The organism is Martinezella rhizogenes, assembly GCF_027460065.1.
GTDB lineage: Bacteria > Pseudomonadota > Alphaproteobacteria > Rhizobiales > Rhizobiaceae > Agrobacterium > Agrobacterium rhizogenes_C.
In genome coordinates this window covers 58,512-77,528 of the sequence record NZ_JAPYZZ010000002.1, presented here as the reverse complement: position 1 = coordinate 77,528, position 19,017 = coordinate 58,512, and the positions used below count along the sequence as shown (strand labels likewise).

The following is a 19,017-nucleotide window of genomic DNA, read 5'->3' as shown; positions in this document are numbered from 1 at the left end:
AGGAGATCGGCATGCTTTTGGCGGCAACATCCATGGAACAGGCCGGCGGTTCGGTAAGCCCGGTTCTCTCGGTTCAGAACCTCACCACATCGTTCCGCGTCGATGGCGGCTGGAAATCCGTGGTCCGCAATATGAGTTTCGAGATCGCGCCGCGGGAAACCGTGGCGATCGTCGGTGAAAGCGGCTCGGGCAAAAGTGTCACCTCGCTCTCCATCATGCGGCTCCTCGATAAAAAGACGAGCCGCATCGAGGGCAGGGTCATGCTCGGCGGCCGCGACCTGCTGGCGCTGCCGGAAGAGGAGATGCGAAAGGTTCGCGGCAAAGACATTTCGATGATCTTCCAGGAGCCGATGACCAGCCTCAACCCGATCTTCCCGATCGGCAAACAGATCGCCGAAGCGCTGACCGTGCATCAGGATATCTCGTCATCCGCCGCGAAGGCCGAAGTCATCCGTCTTCTGGAAAAAGTCCGCATTCCCAATGCGGCAAGCCGTTTCGACGATTATCCGCACCAGTTTTCCGGCGGCATGCGCCAGCGCGTGATGATTGCCATGGCGCTTGCCTCCAAGCCGAAGCTTTTGATCGCCGACGAGCCGACCACGGCGCTCGACGTCACCATTCAGGGCCAGATTCTCGACATCATCAAGCAATTGCAGGAAGAGGAGGGCATGTCGGTGCTGTTCATCACCCATGATATGGGTGTGGTGGCGGAAGTGGCTGACCGTACCATCGTCATGTTCCGCGGCGATGTGGTAGAAACCGGCGCCACCGATGACATTTTCCATCGCGGCCACCATCCCTATACGCGTGCTCTGCTTTCGGCGGTGCCGAAGTTGGGCTCGATGAGGGAGCGTGTGCTGCCCGCCCGTTTCCCGATTATCGACATCAAGACCGGCGAGAGCCCGCCGGTGGTGGAGACGAAGGACACGGTTACCGGCGGCAAGACGCCCATTCTCTCGGTCAAGGACCTGACGACGCGCTTCGATATCCGCTCCGGCCTTTTCGGCCGCAAATCCGGCGCCGTGCATGCGGTGGAGAAGGTTTCCTTTGATCTAGCAGAAGGTGAAACCCTGTCGCTGGTCGGCGAATCCGGTTGCGGCAAGTCCACCGCGGGCCGGTCAATCACCCGGCTGATCGAGCCGACTTCAGGCAATGTCACGCTTGATGGTTACGAGGTGCTGAAACTCGACCGGACGACGCTGCGCACCATGCGCCGCAGCGTGCAGATGATCTTTCAGGACCCCTTCGCCTCGCTTGATCCGCGCATGAGCATCGGCGCGGCGATCATGGAACCCTTCATGGAGCACCGGCTTGGACCGAAGGCGCAGGCGCGCGAAAAGGCGGCGGACCTGATGGAAAAAGTGGGCTTGAGCCCGGACATGATGCGGCGTTTCCCGCATGAATTTTCCGGCGGGCAGCGCCAGCGCATCGCCATTGCCCGCTCGCTGATGCTCGATCCCAAGGTCATCGTCGCCGACGAGGCGGTCTCGGCGCTCGATGTCTCGATCAAGGCGCAGGTCTGCAACCTGCTGCTCGACCTGCAACAGAGCCTCAATCTGGCTTTCCTGTTCATCTCGCATGATATGGCAGTGGTCGAGCGCGTCAGCCATCGTGTGGCGGTGATGTATCTCGGCGAAATCGTGGAGATCGGCCCACGCGCCGCCGTCTTCGACAATCCGCAGCACCCCTATACGAAAAAGCTGATGTCGGCCGTTCCGGTACCGGACCCGACGCGGCGGCAGATACGGCGCAATATGGCCAACGACGAGGTCAAAAGCCCGATCCGCCCGGTGGATTACGTGCCGCCTGAGCGGCGCTATCGCGAGGTCTCTGCCGGGCATCTGGTGCAGGAAGCGGCGTGATCGAATGGGGCCGGCTTCGGGCTGAGCGCTGCTAAGGGACCGAGCGGTTGCTGCTTGTTTCTTTTCCCCGCCGGGAAGAAGAAATATACCGCGACGTCACACCAGATGATTTTACGCCCACCGCACGCTCCCTTCCGCATCCTCCCGTTTGACAGCCGACGCAAAAAAATGCCAGCAAATGCGACAAGCATAATTCTCAGAGGGCAGCGGCATGGCCAGACGAAACGACGCACATGGACGGCTGGATGACGCAGCCCGCGCCGGCTGGCTTTATTATGTCGCCGGCCGCACGCAGGATGAAATTGCCGCCGCCATGAGCATTTCCCGGCAGTCGGCGCAGCGTCTGGTGTCGCTGGCCGTTGCCGAGCGGCTGATCAAGGTACGGCTCGATCATCCCATCGCCGCCTGTCTCGAAAAAGCCGAACGGCTGAAAGAGAAGTTCGACCTTAAATATATCGAGGTCGTGCCGAGCGATCCGGCCGGTGTCTCCTCCACCGTCGGCATCGCCGAGGCGGGTGCGGCGGAAATCGAGCGCTGGCTGAAAAATGCCGATCCCATCGTGCTTGCCATCGGCACCGGCCGTACTTTGAAGGCCGCCGTGGACCAGCTGCCGCCGATGGAGTGCCCGCAGCACCGTATCGTGTCGCTGACGGGCAATATCGGACCGGATGGATCGGCGGCCTATTACAACGTCATCTTCAGCATGGCCGATGCCATCAAGGCACGGCATTTCCCGATGCCGCTGCCGGTTCTGTGCTCGTCGGCGGAGGAGCGTGAACTGCTGCATGACCAGTCCATGGTCCGCTCCACGCTGGCGCTCGGCGCTGCCGCCAACGTCACCTTCGTCGGTGTCGGTGAACTCGGCGAAAACGCGCCGCTCTGCGTTGATGGTTTCCTCGGTGTCGACGAGATGAAGGCGCTGATGGCGAGCGGTGCGGTGGGCGAGATCTGCGGCTGGATATATGACGCCGAAGGTCGCATCCTTGAGCACTCCGTCAACGAGCGTGTCGCCTCCGTTCCCATCCCCGCACGGGATACCTGCACCGTCATCGGCATGGCGCAGGGCGCGCGCAAGAACGCCTCGATTCTGGCGGCGCTGAGGGGTGGCCTGTTGAATGGCCTCATCACCGATGAAGCGACAAGTGAATATTTGCTCACTCACTGAGCAAAAATTAAATAGGCAAAATCAAGGGCTTGGTTTTTTCCTGTGCGTCGCAGCACAGGATGTTGCTTGACATTTTTGCTCTCCGGGTGAGTAAATGCCCCAGAGCAAAGCGAATGCTCATCATTTTTCTTCTGGGAGGAAGATATGACATTGAAGACCATTTTGCTGGGCGCATGCTCGGCACTCGCCTTTACGACCCTTGCTTCCGCCGAGACGCTGACCATTGCCACCGTGAATAACGGCGATATGATCCGCATGCAGGGTCTGACCTCCGACTTCACGGCAAAGAACCCCGACATCAAGGTCGAATGGGTCACGCTTGAGGAAAACGTTCTCCGCGAGCGCGTGACGACCGATATCGCCACCAATGGCGGCCAATATGACATCATGACCATCGGCAACTATGAAGTGCCGATCTGGGCCAAGCAGGGCTGGCTGCTGCCGCTTGAGAAGCTCGGCGACAAATATGACGTGGATGACATCCTTCCGGCAATCCGCGGCGGTCTTTCCGCCGAGGGCAAGCTTTACGCAGCACCCTTCTACGGCGAATCCGCCATGATCATGTATCGCAAGGACCTGTTTGAAAAAGCCGGCCTGAAGATGCCTGAAAACCCGACCTGGGAATTCATCGGTGATGCGGCCCGCAAGATTACCGACCGCAAGGCCGATATTAACGGCATGTGCCTGCGCGGCAAGGCCGGCTGGGGCGAGAACATGGCCTTTATCAGTGCGCTCACCAACTCCTTCGGTGGCCGCTGGTTCGATGAAAACTGGAAGCCGCAGTTCGATCAGCCGGAATGGAAGAGCGCGCTGCAATTCTACGTCGATCTGATGAAGGATGCCGGCCCGTCCGGTGCTTCCTCCAACGGCTTCAACGAAAATCTGACGCTGTTCCAGCAGGGCAAATGCGGCATGTGGATCGATGCCACGGTCGCTGCTTCCTTCGTGTCCAACCCGAAGGATTCCACAGTTGCCGACAAGGTCGGTTATGCGCTCTTCCCGACGCATGGCGAGCTGAAGAACCACGGCAACTGGTTGTGGTCGTGGAACCTTGCGATCCCCAAGAGCTCGCAGAAGGCGGAAGCGGCTGAAAAGTTCATCTCCTGGGCAACCAGCAAGGACTACACCACGCTTGTCGCTTCCAAGGAAGGCTGGGCAAACGTGCCTCCGGGCACCCGCACTTCGCTTTACAAGAACGCCGACTATGAAAAGGCTGCCGCCTTCGCCAAGCCGACGCTTGCAGCGATGGATGCCGCCGACATCACCAAGCCGACTGTAAAGCCCGTGCCTTACACCGGTGGTCAGTTCGTGGCGATCCCTGAATTCCAGGCGCTCGGCACCACGGTCGGTCAGCTGTTCTCGGCTGTCGTTGCCGGCCAGTCCAGCGTTGACGATGCGCTTGCGGGCGCCCAGTCGACGGCGACGCGTGAAATGACCCGCGCCGGTTACATCAAGTAATCCTCCCGAAGATCGCTGCCCGGTAACGAGGCCGGGCAGCGAGCAACCGGCAAGACCGGCCGCCGGCATGATCCGGCGTTTTCAAATAAAAACAATGTGGTCTGGCTATGGCTGCGCAGCATCTGCGGAAACAGGATGTTGCGTACCTTTTCCGACCCTTGGGCGATGCCTGGGCCGCCAGCCGGCGGCGATAAACGCCCGGCCCCTTGGCCGATGATGGAGGGATTGAGATGGCAACACGAAACACGAGCGGGTTAGCGCGGGTAATGCTTGCGCCATCAGTACTGCTACTGCTGGTGTGGATGATTGTGCCGCTGGCAATGACCCTGTGGTTTTCGTTCCAGAACTACAATCTCCTCAACCCTGCCAATGTCAGCTTCGCCGGTCTCTTCAATTACCAGTATTTCTACACCGACCCGGCCTTCTTCCAGTCGATCTGGAACACGCTGCTGATCGTCGGCGGCGTTCTGTTGATCACCGTCATCGGCGGCATCGCCATTGCGCTGTTGCTCGACAATGACATTTTCGGGCAGGGCATCGTGCGCATCATGATCATCTCGCCCTTCTTCGTCATGCCGCCGGTGGCCGCACTGGTGTGGAAGAACATGATCATGCATCCCGGTTACGGCGTGCTGGCCGATCTGTCGCGCTTCTTCGGTTTCCAGCCGGTTGACTGGTTCGCGCAGTTTCCGCTGCTGTCGATCATCATCATCGTCGCCTGGCAATGGCTGCCCTTTGCGACGCTGATCCTGCTCACCGCACTTCAGTCGCTCGATGGCGAGCAGAAGGAAGCCGCCGAGATGGATGGCGCCAACTTCGTCAACCGCTTCATCTATCTGACCCTGCCGCATCTGTCCCGCGCCATCACCGTCGTCATCCTCATCCAGACGATCTTCCTGCTCGGCGTTTACGCGGAAATCCTTGTCACCACCAATGGCGGACCGGGTTATGCCTCCACCAACCTCGCCTTCCTCATCTATCGCACCGCACTTCTGGGTTACGACGTCGGCGGCGCTTCGGCCGGCGGCATCATCGCCGTCATCCTCGCCAATATCGTCGCCATCTTCCTGATGCGCGCCGTCGGCAAGAACCTCGACCGGTAAAGGGGAAACATCATGGCCCGCAAGACAACCACACGCGCAAAGATCGGCTTCACCATCGCGGCATGGGCCGTGGCCCTTTTGCTGTTCTTCCCGATCCTCTACGCCTTCCTCACCTCGCTCAAGACCGAGCCGGAGGCGATTGCCGGCTTCAGCCTCATTCCATCGGGTACGCTGGAAAACTATATCACCGTGCAGACCCAGCGCGATTACTTCAAGCCGTTCATGAACTCGGTCGTGCTGTCGCTCGGCTCGACGATCATTGCGCTGATCATCGCCATTCCCGCCGCCTGGGCCATGGCGTTCTCGCCGACCAAGCGCACCAAGGACATTTTGATGTGGATGCTCTCCACCAAGATGATGCCGGCCGTCGCCGTGCTGGTGCCGATCTATCTGATCTTCCGCAATGCCGGCCTGCTCGATACCCGCATCGGGCTCACCATCATGCTGACCTTCATCAACCTGCCGATCGTCATCTGGATGCTCTACACTTACTTTCGGGAAATCCCCGGCGAGATCCTCGAAGCCGCCCGCATGGATGGCGCGTCGCTGTGGAACGAGATCGTCCATGTGCTGACGCCAATGGCGGTGCCGGGTATCGCCTCGACGCTGCTGCTCAACGTCATCCTTGCCTGGAACGAATCCTTCTGGACGATCCGGCTGACGACCACCAATGCGGCACCGCTGACGGCCTTCATCGCCTCCTTCTCCTCGCCGCAGGGGCTGTTCTGGGCAAAACTCTCGGCCGCCTCGATGATGGCGATCGCCCCCATTCTCGTCATCGGCTGGTTCTCGCAGAAACAACTCGTGCGTGGCCTGACCTTTGGCGCCGTGAAATAAGGAACGACAAACATGGGCAGCATTTCCCTTCAGAACGTGTCCAAGCTCTTCGGTGAGGCGAAAGTCATCCCGTCGATCGATCTCGATATCCATGACGGCGAATTCGTCGTCTTCGTCGGCCCCTCCGGCTGTGGCAAGTCCACGCTTTTGCGGCTCATTGCCGGGCTGGAAGACGTCTCCGGCGGCAAGATCGTCATCGACGGCAAGGATGTGACGGAGCGCGCACCCGCAGAGCGCGGTCTTGCCATGGTGTTCCAGTCCTATGCGCTCTACCCGCATATGAGTGTGAGAAACAACATCGCCTTCCCGCTGAAGATGGCCAAGCTCGACAAGGCTGTCATCGACAAGAAGGTCGAGGATGCCGCCCGCGTGCTGAACCTCACCGATTATCTCGAGCGCCGGCCCTCACAGCTCTCAGGCGGCCAGCGCCAGCGCGTTGCCATCGGCCGCGCCATCGTGCGCGAACCCTCCGCCTTCCTGTTCGACGAGCCGCTCTCCAACCTCGATGCGGCGCTGCGCGGCACTATGCGGCTGGAAATCTCCGAACTGCACAACACGCTGAAGACGACCATGATCTACGTCACCCACGACCAGGTGGAAGCCATGACCATGGCCGACAAGATCGTCGTCTTGAACCGGGGCAATATCGAGCAGGTCGGCTCGCCGATGGAGCTTTACCGCTCGCCCGCCAACCTCTTCGTCGCTGGCTTCATCGGCTCGCCGCGCATGAACCTCATCACCGGCGACTTCGCCCGCAGCAAGAATGCCGCCACCGCCGGCGTGCGGCCGGAACATCTGGTGCTGTCGAAAGAAAGTGGCCTCTGGCAGGGCAAGGTGACGGTGGCCGAACATCTCGGCTCCGATACCTTCCTGCATCTCGAGGTGCCTGGCATCGGCCCGATTACCGCCAGAACCGATGGCGAGTTCGAATGCAAACACGGCGATACCGTCTTCATCACCCCCGACGATACCAAGATCCACAGGTTCGATGACAAGGGCAAGGCGATCTAGGGGGAAGCGACTCCAAAAAGCTTTACCGCCTGACTGCCGCTTGCGGCTGGCGGTGCTCCGACAGGCCGATTGCCCGGCAAGAGGGCGATCGGCACGACCAACGTTTCCCCTTCGAGGATCGTGACATGACATGCAAACTCTCCCTCGCAACGCTTGAAGACGCCAGAAAGACGGCGGCGGTTCCGGCCTATTCCCGCGCCGATCTGTCCGCCGGCATCGTGCATTTCGGCGTCGGCAATTTCCACCGCGCCCATCAGGCGGTCTATCTCGATGACCTGTTCAATACGGGTACGGACCATGACTTCGCCATCATCGGCGCCGGCGTACTGCCGTCTGATGCCGTGATGCGCGAAAAGCTTGCCGCACAGGATTTCCTGACCACTGTCGTGGAGCAGGACAATAACCGCACCGGCGCGCGCGTGACCGGGCCGATGATCGACATTCTGAAGGTCGGCGACACCAGCGCCATCATCGATACGCTTGCCGATCCGAAAATCCGTATCGTTTCGATGACGATTACCGAAGGCGGTTATTTCATCGATGCCTCCGGCTCCTTCAATCCGCAGCATCCGGCCATTGCCGAAGACGGCAAGAACCCGTCCGCGCCGAAAACCGTGTTCGGCCTCATCGTTGCCGGGCTGAAGGCGCGGCGTGACAGGGGCCTGCAGCCCTTCACCGTCATGTCCTGCGACAACATTCCCCACAATGGCAAGGTCACGAAAAACGCGGTGGTCGGGCTGGCCGCGCTCTCCGACCCGGCCTTCGCCAACTGGATCGGCGAAAACGTCGCCTTCCCGAATTCCATGGTCGACCGCATCACCCCCGCCACCGGCGAGCGCGAACGCAATATTGCCCGCGACGATTTCGGCATCGAGGACAATTGGCCGGTCTTCTGCGAAGAGTTCAAGCAATGGGTGATGGAAGATAACTTTCCGGCGGGCCGCCCGGCGCTGGAAAAGGCGGGCGTGCAGTTTGTGCAGGATGTTGCGCCTTACGAACATATGAAAATCCGTATTCTCAATGGCGGCCATGCGGCAATCGCCTATCCCGCGGCCCTGCTCGACATCCACTTTGTCCATGAGGCGATGGAGCATTCGCTGATCCGGGCGTTTCTCGCAAAGCTGGAGAAGGACGAGATCATTCCGGTCATTCCGCCGGTGCCTGATACCAATCTCAACGATTATTTCGCGCTGATCGAACGGCGTTTCCTCAACCCGAAGATTGGCGACACCATTCCACGCCTGGCTCAAGATGGCTCCAATCGCCAGCCGAAATTCATCCTGCCTTCCACTTCAGATCGGCTGTCGCGCGGCGAAGACATCATCGGCCTGGCGCTGGTCTCGGCGCTGTGGTGCCGTTATTTCTACGGCACGTCGGACAGTGGCAAGGAAATCACCTTCAACGATGCCAGCGCCGAGCGCCTGCAGGCGGCGGCCCTCAAGGCCAAGGACGATCCGATGACCTTCCTCGCGCTTGACGATATCTTCGGGGCGGTTGCCGAATCGGAGCTTTTCCGTAAACGCTTCGCCCATGCATTGAAGACGCTGTGGCAAGAAGGCACGGCGAAGACCTTGCGGCTTTATCTGGATGACAAGCTGGCTGAAAAGTGACCATGAGATGGACGACCGCACCGGGCCTCTGCTGATTTTCGATTGCGACGGCGTTCTCGTCGACAGCGAGCCGGTCTCGATTGCGGTGCTTCTGGACATGCTCTCCCATCTCGGCGTGACGATGGGGGAAGAGGAAGCTTATGAACGCTTTCTCGGCCGCAGCGTCGCCAGCATGACGGCGACCTTGTTCGAGGATTATGGTGTCGAAACCGACATCGATTTTCTCGACCATATGCGGGCGACGCTGTTCGAGCGCTTCCGCACCGAATTGAAGCCGATCGACGATATTGCCGAGACGCTGGACCGGCTTCTGCCGTTAAAGCGCTGTGTCGCCTCTTCCAGCCAGCCGGAGCGTATCCGTTATTCGCTGGGGCTGACGGGCCTGATCGACAAATTCGAGCCGCATGTCTTCAGCGCCACCATGGTGAAGAACGGCAAGCCGGCTCCCGATCTCTTCCTGCATGCGGCGCGCGCCATGGGCACTGATCCGCGTCACTGTATCGTGATTGAGGACAGCCCGGCCGGCATTGCCGCCGCAAAGGCAGCCGGCATGGGCGTTTTTGCCTTCACCGGCGGATCGCATGCGCGCTTTCCCGCATTCCGTGAAAAGATCGCCGGTCTGGGGGCCGATGCCGTGTTTGACGCCATGCCGGATTTGGTCCAACTTGTCGGCAGCTATGTGGGGAGGGGCGGTTTTGACCAGGTGGAACGTGACGCAGGCTGAGCCTGATCTTGCCTGCCGCCGCCGGGTCGCTCCGCCAGGGATGGAATTGCAGTCTTGATGCGTCAAAATCTCGTCGCTGTCGATGTCGGTACGGCGAGCGCCCGGGCCGGGATTTTTGATCCGACCGGTCGGCTGCTCGCGCGCTCCACCCATCCCATCCTCATGCAGCGGCCGCGTGAAAACCATGCCGAGCATGATTCCTCCGATATATGGAATGCCGTCTGCATCGCCGTGAAGGCGGCGCTTGCCGATGCCGGCGTCCTGCCGCAAAGCATTGCCGCCATTGGTTTTGACGCCACCTGCTCGCTGGTCATCCGTGATGGGCGGGGTGAGCCGGTTTCGGTTTCCACGACCGCGGAAGACCGCTTCGACACCATCGTCTGGCTCGACCATCGCGCCATCAGCGAGGCCGACCGGCTGACGGCCTCGGGCCATCGGGTGCTCGATTTCGCCGGCAACAGTGTCTCGCCGGAAATGCAGATGCCGAAGTTGATGTGGCTGAAGGCGCATATGCCGGAGAGCTGGGCGCGCATGTCCTTCGCCTTCGATCTCGCGGATTTCCTCACCTGGAAGGCGACCGGTTCGGCAAAGCGCTCCAATTGCACGCAGACGGCGAAATGGAACTTCCTGGCGCAGGAGAATCCCGGCTGGCAGGCGGATTATCTGGCATTTGCCGGACTTGCCGACCTGAAGGAGCGAGCAGGCCTGCCCGAAACCACCGTCATGCCCGGCGGCGCCATCGGCCCGCTTTCGCCCGAGGCCGCCGCCGAACTCGGTCTCGACACCGGCTGCCAGGTGGCGGCGGGCATGATCGATGCCTATGCCGGCACGCTCGGTGCCCTGGGCGGATGCCTTGCCGAGGATGTCGGCAAACATGTCGCGCTGATCGCCGGCACGTCGAGCTGCCTTGTCGCCATGTCCGCGGAGCCGATGCCGGGCCGCAGCCTGTGGGGACCCTATTGGCAGGCGGTGCTGCCCGGCCACTGGCTGGTGGAAGGTGGGCAATCGGCCACCGGTGCGTTGCTCGACCATATCGTGCGCATGCATGCGGCGGGTGGCGACCCGGATACGGCCTTGCATGCCCGCATCGTTGCGCGCGTCACTGAATTGCGCGAACTGGAGGGTGAGGCCTTTGCGGATCGGCTGCATGTTCTGCCTGACTTCCACGGCAACCGTTCGCCGCTTGCCGATCCGCATGCGGTCGGCGTCATCAGCGGGCTGACGCTCGATACCTCCTTCGACAGTCTCTGCCGTCTTTATTGGCGCACTGCGGTCGCGATCGCGCTCGGCGCACGCCATGTGCTCGATGCCATGGAGCGTTTCGGTTATGCGGTGGAAACGCTGCACGTTACCGGCGGGCATGTGAAGAACCCGCTATTGATGGAGCTTTACGCCGATGTGACGGGCAAACGCATCGTGGTTCCCGCCACCGCTGACGCGGTGCTGCTCGGCACGGCGATGACGGCGGCGACGGCCGGCGGTGTGCATGCGAGCCTAGCGGCGGCAGGAGCGGCCATGTATCCGGGCAATGCGGAAATCTCGGGAAATCCGGCGCTGACGGCGCATTACGAGCGGGATTATCGCCGTTTCCTCGCCATGTACCGGCATCGCCAGGAACTGGAAAGTCTTTGATTTATTAGATTGGAATTATGCTGGCGGGTGCGGCGTATTTCTTCTCCCCGAGGGGAGAAGGTGGCCCGAAGGGTCGGATGAGGGGGCACCGTTGCCGGATTTCGGAGATCTTGCCCCCTCATCCCGCTGCCGCGGACTTCTCGCCGGCGGGGAGAAGAAACAAGTGGTAGCCGCTCGATCCTATCGCCCGCCAAGCGCAATCAGCTGCGCAGCGAGCGTTTCAGGGCGGCAAGGTTTTTTGTCCGGGTCCTGCCGGCGTCGTCGGCCCCGGCGCTCAGCGCGCAAAGGGTGAATTCCAGCAGGGAGACCAGTTGCAGCAGGCCTTGGCCGCCACTCTGGCTCTGCGGCATGGCAAGACAGAGATCGACGCTTTCCGGTCCCCATTCGTAAAAACGGGTGGTGATCAGAAGCGTTCTGTAACCGCCCTTGCGGGCCGTGGCCGACAGGCGCTGCAGGGGCAAGAGGTTGCCGCCGCAATCCATGATGACGAGCAGCGTCTGCTCGGGTTCGTAATCCCACAGGGCGACATAGGCCGCATTGTCGCTGCCGAGGTGGTGAATGTGGCTCCGGCATTCCAGAAGCCGCCCGTAAAAGTGCCTGCTGGCATCGAGGCCTTCCGGAGAGGTCGCCAGAAAGACATCGCCCGCTGAGGTGATCTCGTTCATGGCAAGACGCCAGATCGTCTGGGTGGTCATATCGAAGGCGGTCTGGATCGCCTGGATCTGCTGCGACAGAAGTTGTGAAAACGGGTTGGAATGCCGTTCGCCGCCTTCGGTCGTCACGGGCTGGTCTGCGCCGACGGTTTCTTCCGCATGGCGCAGATCGGCGCGGATGTCGCTGAATTGCCGGTATCCCAGAGAACGCAGGAACCGGCCGACCGTCATCGGACTGAGGCTGAGCTTGGCGGCCAGCGTCTGTGCCGTCTCGAACGGCAACTCATCCAGATGCTCGATCAGATATTTGGCAATCTTGCGCTCGGAAGGGGTTCCTGCCTTCATGGCGCGCGTAAGGTTCAACAGCAGCTTTTCCACCAACGCCTCTTTTATTTTTTAGTTATTGAACGGTGATGCATTCGCGCGCCCGTGCAAGCGTGCGAACCGCGATTTGACGGTGGGGACGAGCTTTCCCGGCCATGTCCTCCACCGGACCGGAATGCGAATTATCGTAGATGGTTTATTATATTTTAGGGCTACCTTTTATTCAAGGGAAATTCCATCTGCGGTTTAATTCACGACAGCAGCAAGTCCCTGCACCCGTCTTGCGGAGTGAACGGCCAGCCCCTATCTCGTTGACAAGTGAGTTTCAACGCCAGGGGCGTCAAGGGAGTTCCGAATGATTTTTGATGCGGCGCGGCTGGCATTCCACAATCTCTTTGCCGCCGAGACCCGGTCGGTATTCTGGAAGGTGCTGGGGCTGACGCTTCTGGTGCTCGCGGCGCTGTGGTTCGCCATCCGCTCCATATTCATCTATTTCGCCCTGCCGTGGATCGATACGCTTATTCCCGGGGTGCCCGATTGGGCCGGTTGGCTGAGCTTTGTTTTCGCCATTTTCGCCGGCATCGGGCTCGCCCTGGCGCTGGCGCTGCTCATTTCACCGGTCACGGCCGTCATCGCCGGCCTGTTTCTCGATGATGTCGCCGAAGTGGTGGAAAAGAAGACCTATCCGGATGACCCGCCCGGCAAGGCGATGCCGATCGGCGAAGCGGTGCTGTCATCGATCAAGTTTTTCGGCGTGGTCATTGCCGGCAACCTCCTGGCACTTTTGTTGCTCCTGGTGCCGGGCGTCAATCTCATCGCGTTTTTTCTGGTGAATGGTTATCTGCTCGGTCGGGAGTTTTTTGAGTTTGCGGCCATGCGTTTCCGCTCGCCCGCTGAAGCCCGGTTATTCCGGGTGAAACACCGCACCACGGTGTTCATGGCCGGGCTGGTGATTGCGGCATTCCTGGCGGTGCCGCTCCTCAACCTGCTGACGCCGCTTTTCGCCGCCTCGATGATGGTGCATCTGCACAAGGCCGTCAGCCGGCGCGATCCCTCATTCGCCGCTGGCCGCACCGAACAGTTGCGCGGGTAATTCCACCAGCGGTGCGGGAATATCGAAGGTCTTTTCCGGGGATTTGCAGATATCGGCAATCACGCAGCGTTCGCATTCCGGCTTGCGCGCCTTGCAGCAATAACGCCCATGCAGGATCAGCCAGTGATGCGCATGGAACAGATATTGTTCGGGAATGATGCGCACCAGCCGGTCTTCCACCTCATCGGGGGTTTTGCCGGGCGCAAGACAGAGCCGGTTGGCAATGCGAAACACATGCGTGTCCACTGCAAGCGTGGGTACGCCGAAGGCCATGGACATCACCACATTGGCCGTCTTGCGGCCAACACCGGGCAGGGTTACCAGTTCCTCGCGGGTCTTCGGCACCTCGCCGCCGAAATTGTCGATCAGCATCTGCGACAGTGCGATGACGTTTTTTGCCTTGTTGCGATAAAGGCCGATGGTCTTGATGTAACCGATCAGCTGCTCTTCGCCGAGCGCCAGCATCTTTTCCGGCGTATCGGCCACCTTGAACAGCGCTCTGGTCGCCCGGTTAACGCCCACATCGGTCGCCTGCGCGGAAAGCGCCACCGCCACCAGCAGGGTGAACGGATTGGTGTGTTCCAGCTCGCCTTTCGGCTCCGGCCGCTGAATGGAAAAACGGCGGAAGATTTCGGTGAGTTCGTCCCTGGAATAGGCTGACTTCACCCGCACCGGTTTGCGCCGCTGCGCCGGAATTGACTTTTTCAATGTTTGGGTGCTGGATCGTTTCTTGGCGACTGTCATAGACTATCTATAGCCAGCCCGCCCTGAGGAAAGCAACGTGGATACGCTCAACGACCAGCCGATTTTCGCGGCGGAACTCGTTCCGCACCGTTCGCTTGGCCGAAGCGGTTTCCGGCTGCTTCTCATCCTCACCGGATTTGCCTGCCTCATCTATGGCGGCTTTTTCCTTGCCACCGGCGCATGGCCGGTCGGGCTGTTTTTTGGGCTGGATTTCCTGCTGCTTTATATCGCCTTCCGCGCCAATTACCGGGCGGCGAAAGCGCGGGAAGAGGTCAGCGTATCGCGCACCAACCTGTCGATCCGCAAATTCTCTCCCGCCGGGCGCATGGTGGAATATCGTTTCAATCCTTTCTGGGCACGCTTCCGGGTGCGGCGACATGACGAGATCGGCATCGTTTCCATGCATGTGACGGGTGAGGGCCGGGCGACCGATATCGGCTCCTTCCTCAATCCGGATGATAGGGAAAGCTTTGCCAGGGCCTTCGGTGGTGCGCTGGCGACGGTGCGGCGGCGGATGTAAGAGGATAATCCCGCTCTCTTTCCGTCATTTCGGCCCTGAGCCGGAATACGGTAGAAACGGAGCATGGCGCAAGAAACGGGTGGAGGCCGCCGCGCTTTGATGGTTTTCTGTGAAGCGTTAGGAGACATGCGATGAACGCCAATATTACGCTGAACGAAGACATCACCCCCATCGGCTCGGATTACGATACGGTGCGCGGGGTTATCGAGCTTTTGACGCTGGATTATCGCGAGCAACCCTCCCTCGAAGCCATCGCCGCCAGGCTCGGCCAGTCGCCGACGCAATTGCAGAAGACTTTTACCCGCTGGGCCGGCCTTTCGCCGAAGGCCTTCCTGCAGGCCGTGACGCTCGATCACGCCAAGCGGCTGCTGCGCGAAGAGGACCTGCCGCTGCTTGAAACATCGATCGAGGTCGGCATGTCCGGACCCGGCCGCCTGCATGATCTGTTCGTCACCCATGAGGCCATGTCGCCCGGCGAATGGAAGGCGAAAGGTGGCGGGCTGACGATCCGTTACGGTTTTCACGCCTCACCGTTCGGGCTTGCGCTGGTCATGATCACCGATCGCGGCCTTGCCGGCTGTGCCTTTGCCGATCCGGGCGAGGAAGGAGCCTGTTTCGAGGATATGGCCGGCCGCTGGCCGAATGCGGATTATGTCGAGGATCGCGAAGCGACCGCGCCCTACGCCGCGCGCATCTTCGAACCTGCCCTCTGGACGGCGGACAAGCCGCTGCGTGTGGTCTTGCTCGGCACGGATTTTCAGGTGCGCGTCTGGGAAAGCCTCTTGAAAATCCCGATGGGCCGCGCCGTCACCTATTCGCACATTGCCTGCGATATCGGCCAGCCCACCGCATCCCGCGCCGTGGGTGCCGCAGTCGGGGCAAATCCGGTCTCGTTTGTTGTTCCCTGCCACCGTGCCGTTGGTAAAAGCGGTGCGTTGACGGGCTACCATTGGGGCCTGACGCGCAAGCGTGCGATGCTGGGATGGGAAACGGGGAAGGCGTGATTGGGTCTTAATTGTCTTTGCCGATTTGCCGTACACCACTTCCGTCATTCCGGCCTTGAGCCGGAATCCAGCCGACGCGCGTCTGCGCGACGCGAGGAGTTCTTTCAGCCCAAAGACTTGGGTTGGCTGGATACCGGCTCAAGGCCGGTATGACGGGGAGAGTGAAATCGAGAAGGCCTCAACTCAGTCCCGGAATGGCAGGGTGTTTTAAGCGTGCGGCCTAAACCAGTTCCATCAAAGCCCGCGCCGCCGCCTCGTCGGTGATCAGCGTATTGCAGCCAATGCGCTTGATGGTGGCGCGGATGGCGATGGCGCGGTGGGCGCCGCCGGAGGCGAGCACGATGTGTTTGGCCTTGCGCAGCGTGTCGAGATCGATCGCCATGGCGCGCTGGTTGATCGGGTGATCGACGGAGCGGCCTTCGGCATCGATGAAGTTGAACATGGTGTCGCAGACGCAACCGGCATCGACGAGTTCGCGCAGGGTCTCCCTGGAAATGAAACCTTCCGACAGCGAGGTGGAATGCGGGCCGATATCGCCGCAGGAAACGATGGCAAGATCGAGCGTCTCGGCGAGATCGTAAAGCGTCGCCAGACCGCATTTTTCGATCAGCGCCCGTTTGGTCTCGACCGAATCCACCAAAAGCGGCGCGAGGAACATGTAACATTCCGCCCCGAGCGCACTTGCCAGCCGCCAGGTGTAGTCGAGCGGATTGGTCTGGTGCACGGCGACGATACCGCCGAGCAGTGAGACCACCTTGCAGTTTTCCCGCCGCGGCGGGCGGAAACTGGAGAGCGAGGCGGTCATGGTGCGCCCCCAGCCGACGCCGATGGTGGCGCCGTTCGGCACGACTTCGGAGAGGAATTGTCCGAGTGCAAGACCGACGGCCTTGGCGGTGCCTTCCGCGTCTGACTTGCCGGCGGGGAATGGGCCGGGCGAGGGGATGATGACGGCCTCGTCCAGCCCGTAGGCTGCCTCCAGCTGGCCGGCCAGCGAGACGAAATCCTCGATCCCTTCATTGATCCAGATCTGCACTTCGGAGCGTTTCATCGCCTCGTCGAGCAGGCGGATGACGGTGGAGCGGCTGATCCCCAGTTTCTCGGCGACATCTTTCTGCGTCATGCCCTGGTTATAATAGAGCCATGCCGCGCGCAGCCTCAGCGAAGCCGCTTCCGAATAGGTCGTATGGGTCTCTCTTCTCAGTTTCGCCACGGTTTTCGCCATTCCTTATGTGTGGGCGAGTATCGCAGGCATGAAACTTATGTCAATTGCGATGCGCAAATGTCTTGACTTTCGGCCGCGCCGCTTGCGATAGTCGGAGCCGGACAGAACCGTGATTTCGGCCTTGGGCGCACCCTTGGTGCGGGAACGAAAAGACGGCTGAGCAAGTTTACCAGAGATCATGAAGGATCATTCGCCATGACGTCCAAACTCGAACAACTTCGCGCCATCACCACTGTTGTTGCCGATACCGGCGACATCGAGGCGGTAGCACGCCTGAAGCCGGTGGATTGCACCACCAACCCGACCATCGTTCTCAAAGCGCTCGGCACGCCCGCCTTTGCCGATGCGGTGAAGGAAGCTGCCGCCTGGGGCAAGAAGCAGGGCGGGCAGTCCGACGCCGTGGTTGCCGCCGTTGCCGACCGTCTTGCCATTTCCGTGGGTGCAGCGCTTGCCGGCCTCGTTCCCGGCCGCGTATCGACCGAAGTCGATGCCGATCTCTCCTTCGATACGCAGGCCTCCATCGCCAAGGCGCGCCACATCATTGCCGCCTATAAGGAGCGCGGCATCGAGCGTGAACGCATCCTCATCAAGCTTGCTTCCACCTGGGAAGGCATCAAGGCCGCCGAAGTGCTGCAGTCCGAAGGCATCGACTGCAACCTGACGCTGCTGTTCTCGCAGGCCCAGGCGATTGCCTGTGCCGAAGCCAAGGTCTTCCTCATCTCGCCCTTCGTCGGCCGTATCCTCGACTGGTACAAGAAGTCGACTGGCGAGAACTACACCGCCGAGACCGATCCGGGCGTTGTTTCGGTGCGCAGCATCTACAATTATTACAAGGCCAATGGCATCAGCACCGTCGTCATGGGCGCCTCCTTCCGCAATGTCGGCGAAATCGAAGCGCTGGCCGGTTGCGACCGCCTGACGATCAGCCCGGCGCTGCTCGAAGAGCTGGACAAGGACAATGGCACGCTCGAGCGCAAGCTTTCGCCTGACAATGTCAAGGCCGAGCCGCTGCAGTCGCTCGATGAAAAGGCGTTCCGCTGGGCGATGAACGAAGACGCGATGGCTACCGAGAAGCTTTCCGAGGGCATCCGCCTGTTCGCCAAGGATCTGGTGACGCTACGCGAGATGGTCCGCAAGGAACTGAGGGCCGCTGCCGCCTGACAAAAAAGGGGAACCATCTGCGTTCCCCTCGCGTTTACCAGACATAATCTCCAGTCAATTGAAACGCGATCGGGCCCCTGCCGGTCGCGTTTTTTTGTGCCCTTCAGACGTTTCCCGTCACCACTTCGGAGATGCGTTTTGCCGCGTCGCGGATCAGCTGTTCGCAAGTCTCGCGCGTCGGGGCCGTGCCACCGAGCGTGGTAATATAGGGGCAGGTGATGACGGCGAGTGCGGTGCCATCCAGCGTCAGAATCGGGGCGGAAATATTGCGCACGCCCGCAGTCTGCAAGCTGTCCATGGATTCAAAACCGTTGCTGCGCACCTGCCGAAGTCGCTCGGCAAGGTCGGGCGGCACGGTCTCACCGCTGCCACGCACCTGTTCGGTGATCATGATCTCGCGCTGCGCCTCTGTCTGGAAGGCCAGAAGCACATGGCCGGAGCCGGTGTGGAACAGGCTCATCTGCGCGCCGACCCGCATGGACATGGCCCAATAGGTGGCGGATTCCTGCTGGGCGATTACGACGACGCTGCCGCGATCATAAACCGCGAGATGACAGGCCTGTTCGGCGCTTGCGGAAAAATCGCGCATGACAGGTGCTGCGAAGGAGACGAGCCGGCGGATCGGCGCATGAAAATGCGCCAGCCCGAACATTTTCAGCGTCAGCGAAAACCGGTCGCCGTCGAGCCGCTGCACATAACCCCGGCGCACCAGACGGTCCAGCATACGGTACAGTTCGTTGGGGCTCTTTCCGATCGCCTTGGCGATCTCGATCTGCGTCAGCCCGCCATCCGTGCGGGCCAGAAGCTCGAGAATGTCCAGGCCCTTGTCGAGGGCGGGGGCGCGATATCTTTCGCTGTCGTCGTCGGTCATCTGGCCTCGATGGTGTTTCTGAT

Annotated in this window: 17 protein-coding genes; 13 read left to right on the top strand and 4 right to left on the bottom strand. The window is 60.8% G+C overall.

Features of this window, described 5'->3' with window-relative positions:
* Window positions 1-11: 11 nt before the first annotated feature.
* The 9 genes from O8B93_RS05120 (at window position 12) to O8B93_RS05080 (ending at window position 11,402) form a co-directional block, all read left to right on the top strand.
* On the top strand, window positions 12-1,862 hold the full coding sequence (locus O8B93_RS05120; RefSeq protein ID WP_269708720.1) for an ABC transporter ATP-binding protein: 1,851 nt from the start codon (window positions 12-14) through the stop codon (window positions 1,860-1,862).
* A gap of 211 nt (window positions 1,863-2,073) precedes the next feature.
* Window positions 2,074-3,027 carry a sugar-binding transcriptional regulator gene (locus tag O8B93_RS05115; RefSeq protein ID WP_269708719.1) on the top strand — a complete coding sequence of 318 codons (954 nt, stop codon included), beginning with the start codon at window positions 2,074-2,076 and terminating at the stop codon, window positions 3,025-3,027.
* A 144-nt stretch (window positions 3,028-3,171) separates the two neighbouring features.
* Window positions 3,172-4,485 (top strand): ABC transporter substrate-binding protein, encoded by a 1,314-nt coding sequence (locus O8B93_RS05110; RefSeq protein ID WP_269708718.1) that lies wholly within the window; start codon window positions 3,172-3,174, stop codon window positions 4,483-4,485.
* Window positions 4,486-4,715: 230 nt separating this feature from the next.
* A complete protein-coding gene (locus O8B93_RS05105; protein ID WP_004445256.1) occupies window positions 4,716-5,588 on the top strand; it encodes a carbohydrate ABC transporter permease in 873 nt (290 codons plus the stop codon).
* 12 nt (window positions 5,589-5,600) lie between these two features.
* Window positions 5,601-6,425: a carbohydrate ABC transporter permease gene (locus O8B93_RS05100; protein WP_269708717.1), complete on the top strand. Its 825-nt coding sequence runs from the start codon at window positions 5,601-5,603 to the stop codon at window positions 6,423-6,425.
* A 12-nt stretch (window positions 6,426-6,437) separates the two neighbouring features.
* Window positions 6,438-7,436 (top strand): ABC transporter ATP-binding protein, encoded by a 999-nt coding sequence (locus O8B93_RS05095; protein ID WP_269708716.1) that lies wholly within the window; start codon window positions 6,438-6,440, stop codon window positions 7,434-7,436.
* 125 nt (window positions 7,437-7,561) lie between these two features.
* Window positions 7,562-9,046, top strand: coding sequence for a mannitol dehydrogenase family protein (locus O8B93_RS05090; RefSeq protein WP_269708715.1), 1,485 nt, complete (start codon window positions 7,562-7,564; stop codon window positions 9,044-9,046).
* A 7-nt stretch (window positions 9,047-9,053) separates the two neighbouring features.
* Window positions 9,054-9,770 carry an HAD family hydrolase gene (locus O8B93_RS05085; RefSeq protein ID WP_269708714.1) on the top strand — a complete coding sequence of 239 codons (717 nt, stop codon included), beginning with the start codon at window positions 9,054-9,056 and terminating at the stop codon, window positions 9,768-9,770.
* Window positions 9,771-9,827: 57 nt separating this feature from the next.
* The gene (locus O8B93_RS05080) at window positions 9,828-11,402 is read left to right on the top strand and encodes an FGGY-family carbohydrate kinase (RefSeq protein ID WP_269708713.1); all 1,575 of its coding nucleotides are present in this window, start codon (window positions 9,828-9,830) and stop codon (window positions 11,400-11,402) included.
* 200 nt (window positions 11,403-11,602) lie between these two features.
* Here O8B93_RS05080 and O8B93_RS05075 read toward each other — a convergent pair whose 3' ends face one another.
* Window positions 11,603-12,436, bottom strand: a complete 834-nt coding sequence (locus O8B93_RS05075; protein ID WP_269708712.1) for a MurR/RpiR family transcriptional regulator — start codon at window positions 12,434-12,436, stop codon at window positions 11,603-11,605.
* Window positions 12,437-12,734: 298 nt separating this feature from the next.
* Between O8B93_RS05075 and O8B93_RS05070 the strand changes: the two genes are divergently transcribed.
* Window positions 12,735-13,472, top strand: coding sequence for a sulfate transporter family protein (locus tag O8B93_RS05070; RefSeq protein ID WP_269708711.1), 738 nt, complete (start codon window positions 12,735-12,737; stop codon window positions 13,470-13,472).
* Here O8B93_RS05070 and nth read toward each other — a convergent pair.
* Window positions 13,434-14,216, bottom strand: a complete 783-nt coding sequence (gene nth, locus O8B93_RS05065) for an endonuclease III (RefSeq protein WP_269708710.1) — start codon at window positions 14,214-14,216, stop codon at window positions 13,434-13,436. The two genes, O8B93_RS05070 and nth, sit on opposite strands and share 39 nt — an antisense overlap.
* A gap of 37 nt (window positions 14,217-14,253) precedes the next feature.
* Here nth and O8B93_RS05060 point away from each other — a divergent pair, with 37 nt between their 5' ends.
* Both O8B93_RS05060 and O8B93_RS05055 read left to right on the top strand, forming a co-directional pair.
* Window positions 14,254-14,736: a DUF2244 domain-containing protein gene (locus tag O8B93_RS05060; protein ID WP_269708709.1), complete on the top strand. Its 483-nt coding sequence runs from the start codon at window positions 14,254-14,256 to the stop codon at window positions 14,734-14,736.
* A gap of 131 nt (window positions 14,737-14,867) precedes the next feature.
* Window positions 14,868-15,740 (top strand): bifunctional helix-turn-helix domain-containing protein/methylated-DNA--[protein]-cysteine S-methyltransferase, encoded by an 873-nt coding sequence (locus O8B93_RS05055; RefSeq protein ID WP_269708708.1) that lies wholly within the window; start codon window positions 14,868-14,870, stop codon window positions 15,738-15,740.
* A gap of 220 nt (window positions 15,741-15,960) precedes the next feature.
* On the opposite strand, the gene O8B93_RS05050 is transcribed toward O8B93_RS05055, so the two are convergent.
* Window positions 15,961-16,950, bottom strand: coding sequence for a sugar-binding transcriptional regulator (locus tag O8B93_RS05050; RefSeq protein ID WP_269708707.1), 990 nt, complete (start codon window positions 16,948-16,950; stop codon window positions 15,961-15,963).
* 207 nt (window positions 16,951-17,157) lie between these two features.
* On the opposite strand from O8B93_RS05050, the gene tal reads away from it, so the two are divergent.
* The gene (gene tal / locus O8B93_RS05045; protein ID WP_269708706.1) at window positions 17,158-18,123 is read left to right on the top strand and encodes a transaldolase; all 966 of its coding nucleotides are present in this window, start codon (window positions 17,158-17,160) and stop codon (window positions 18,121-18,123) included.
* Window positions 18,124-18,226: 103 nt separating this feature from the next.
* On the opposite strand, the gene O8B93_RS05040 is transcribed toward tal, so the two are convergent.
* Complete coding sequence (locus tag O8B93_RS05040) at window positions 18,227-18,994, bottom strand: IclR family transcriptional regulator (RefSeq protein ID WP_092733064.1); 768 nt, start codon at window positions 18,992-18,994, stop codon at window positions 18,227-18,229.
* Window positions 18,995-19,017: the final 23 nt, after the last annotated feature.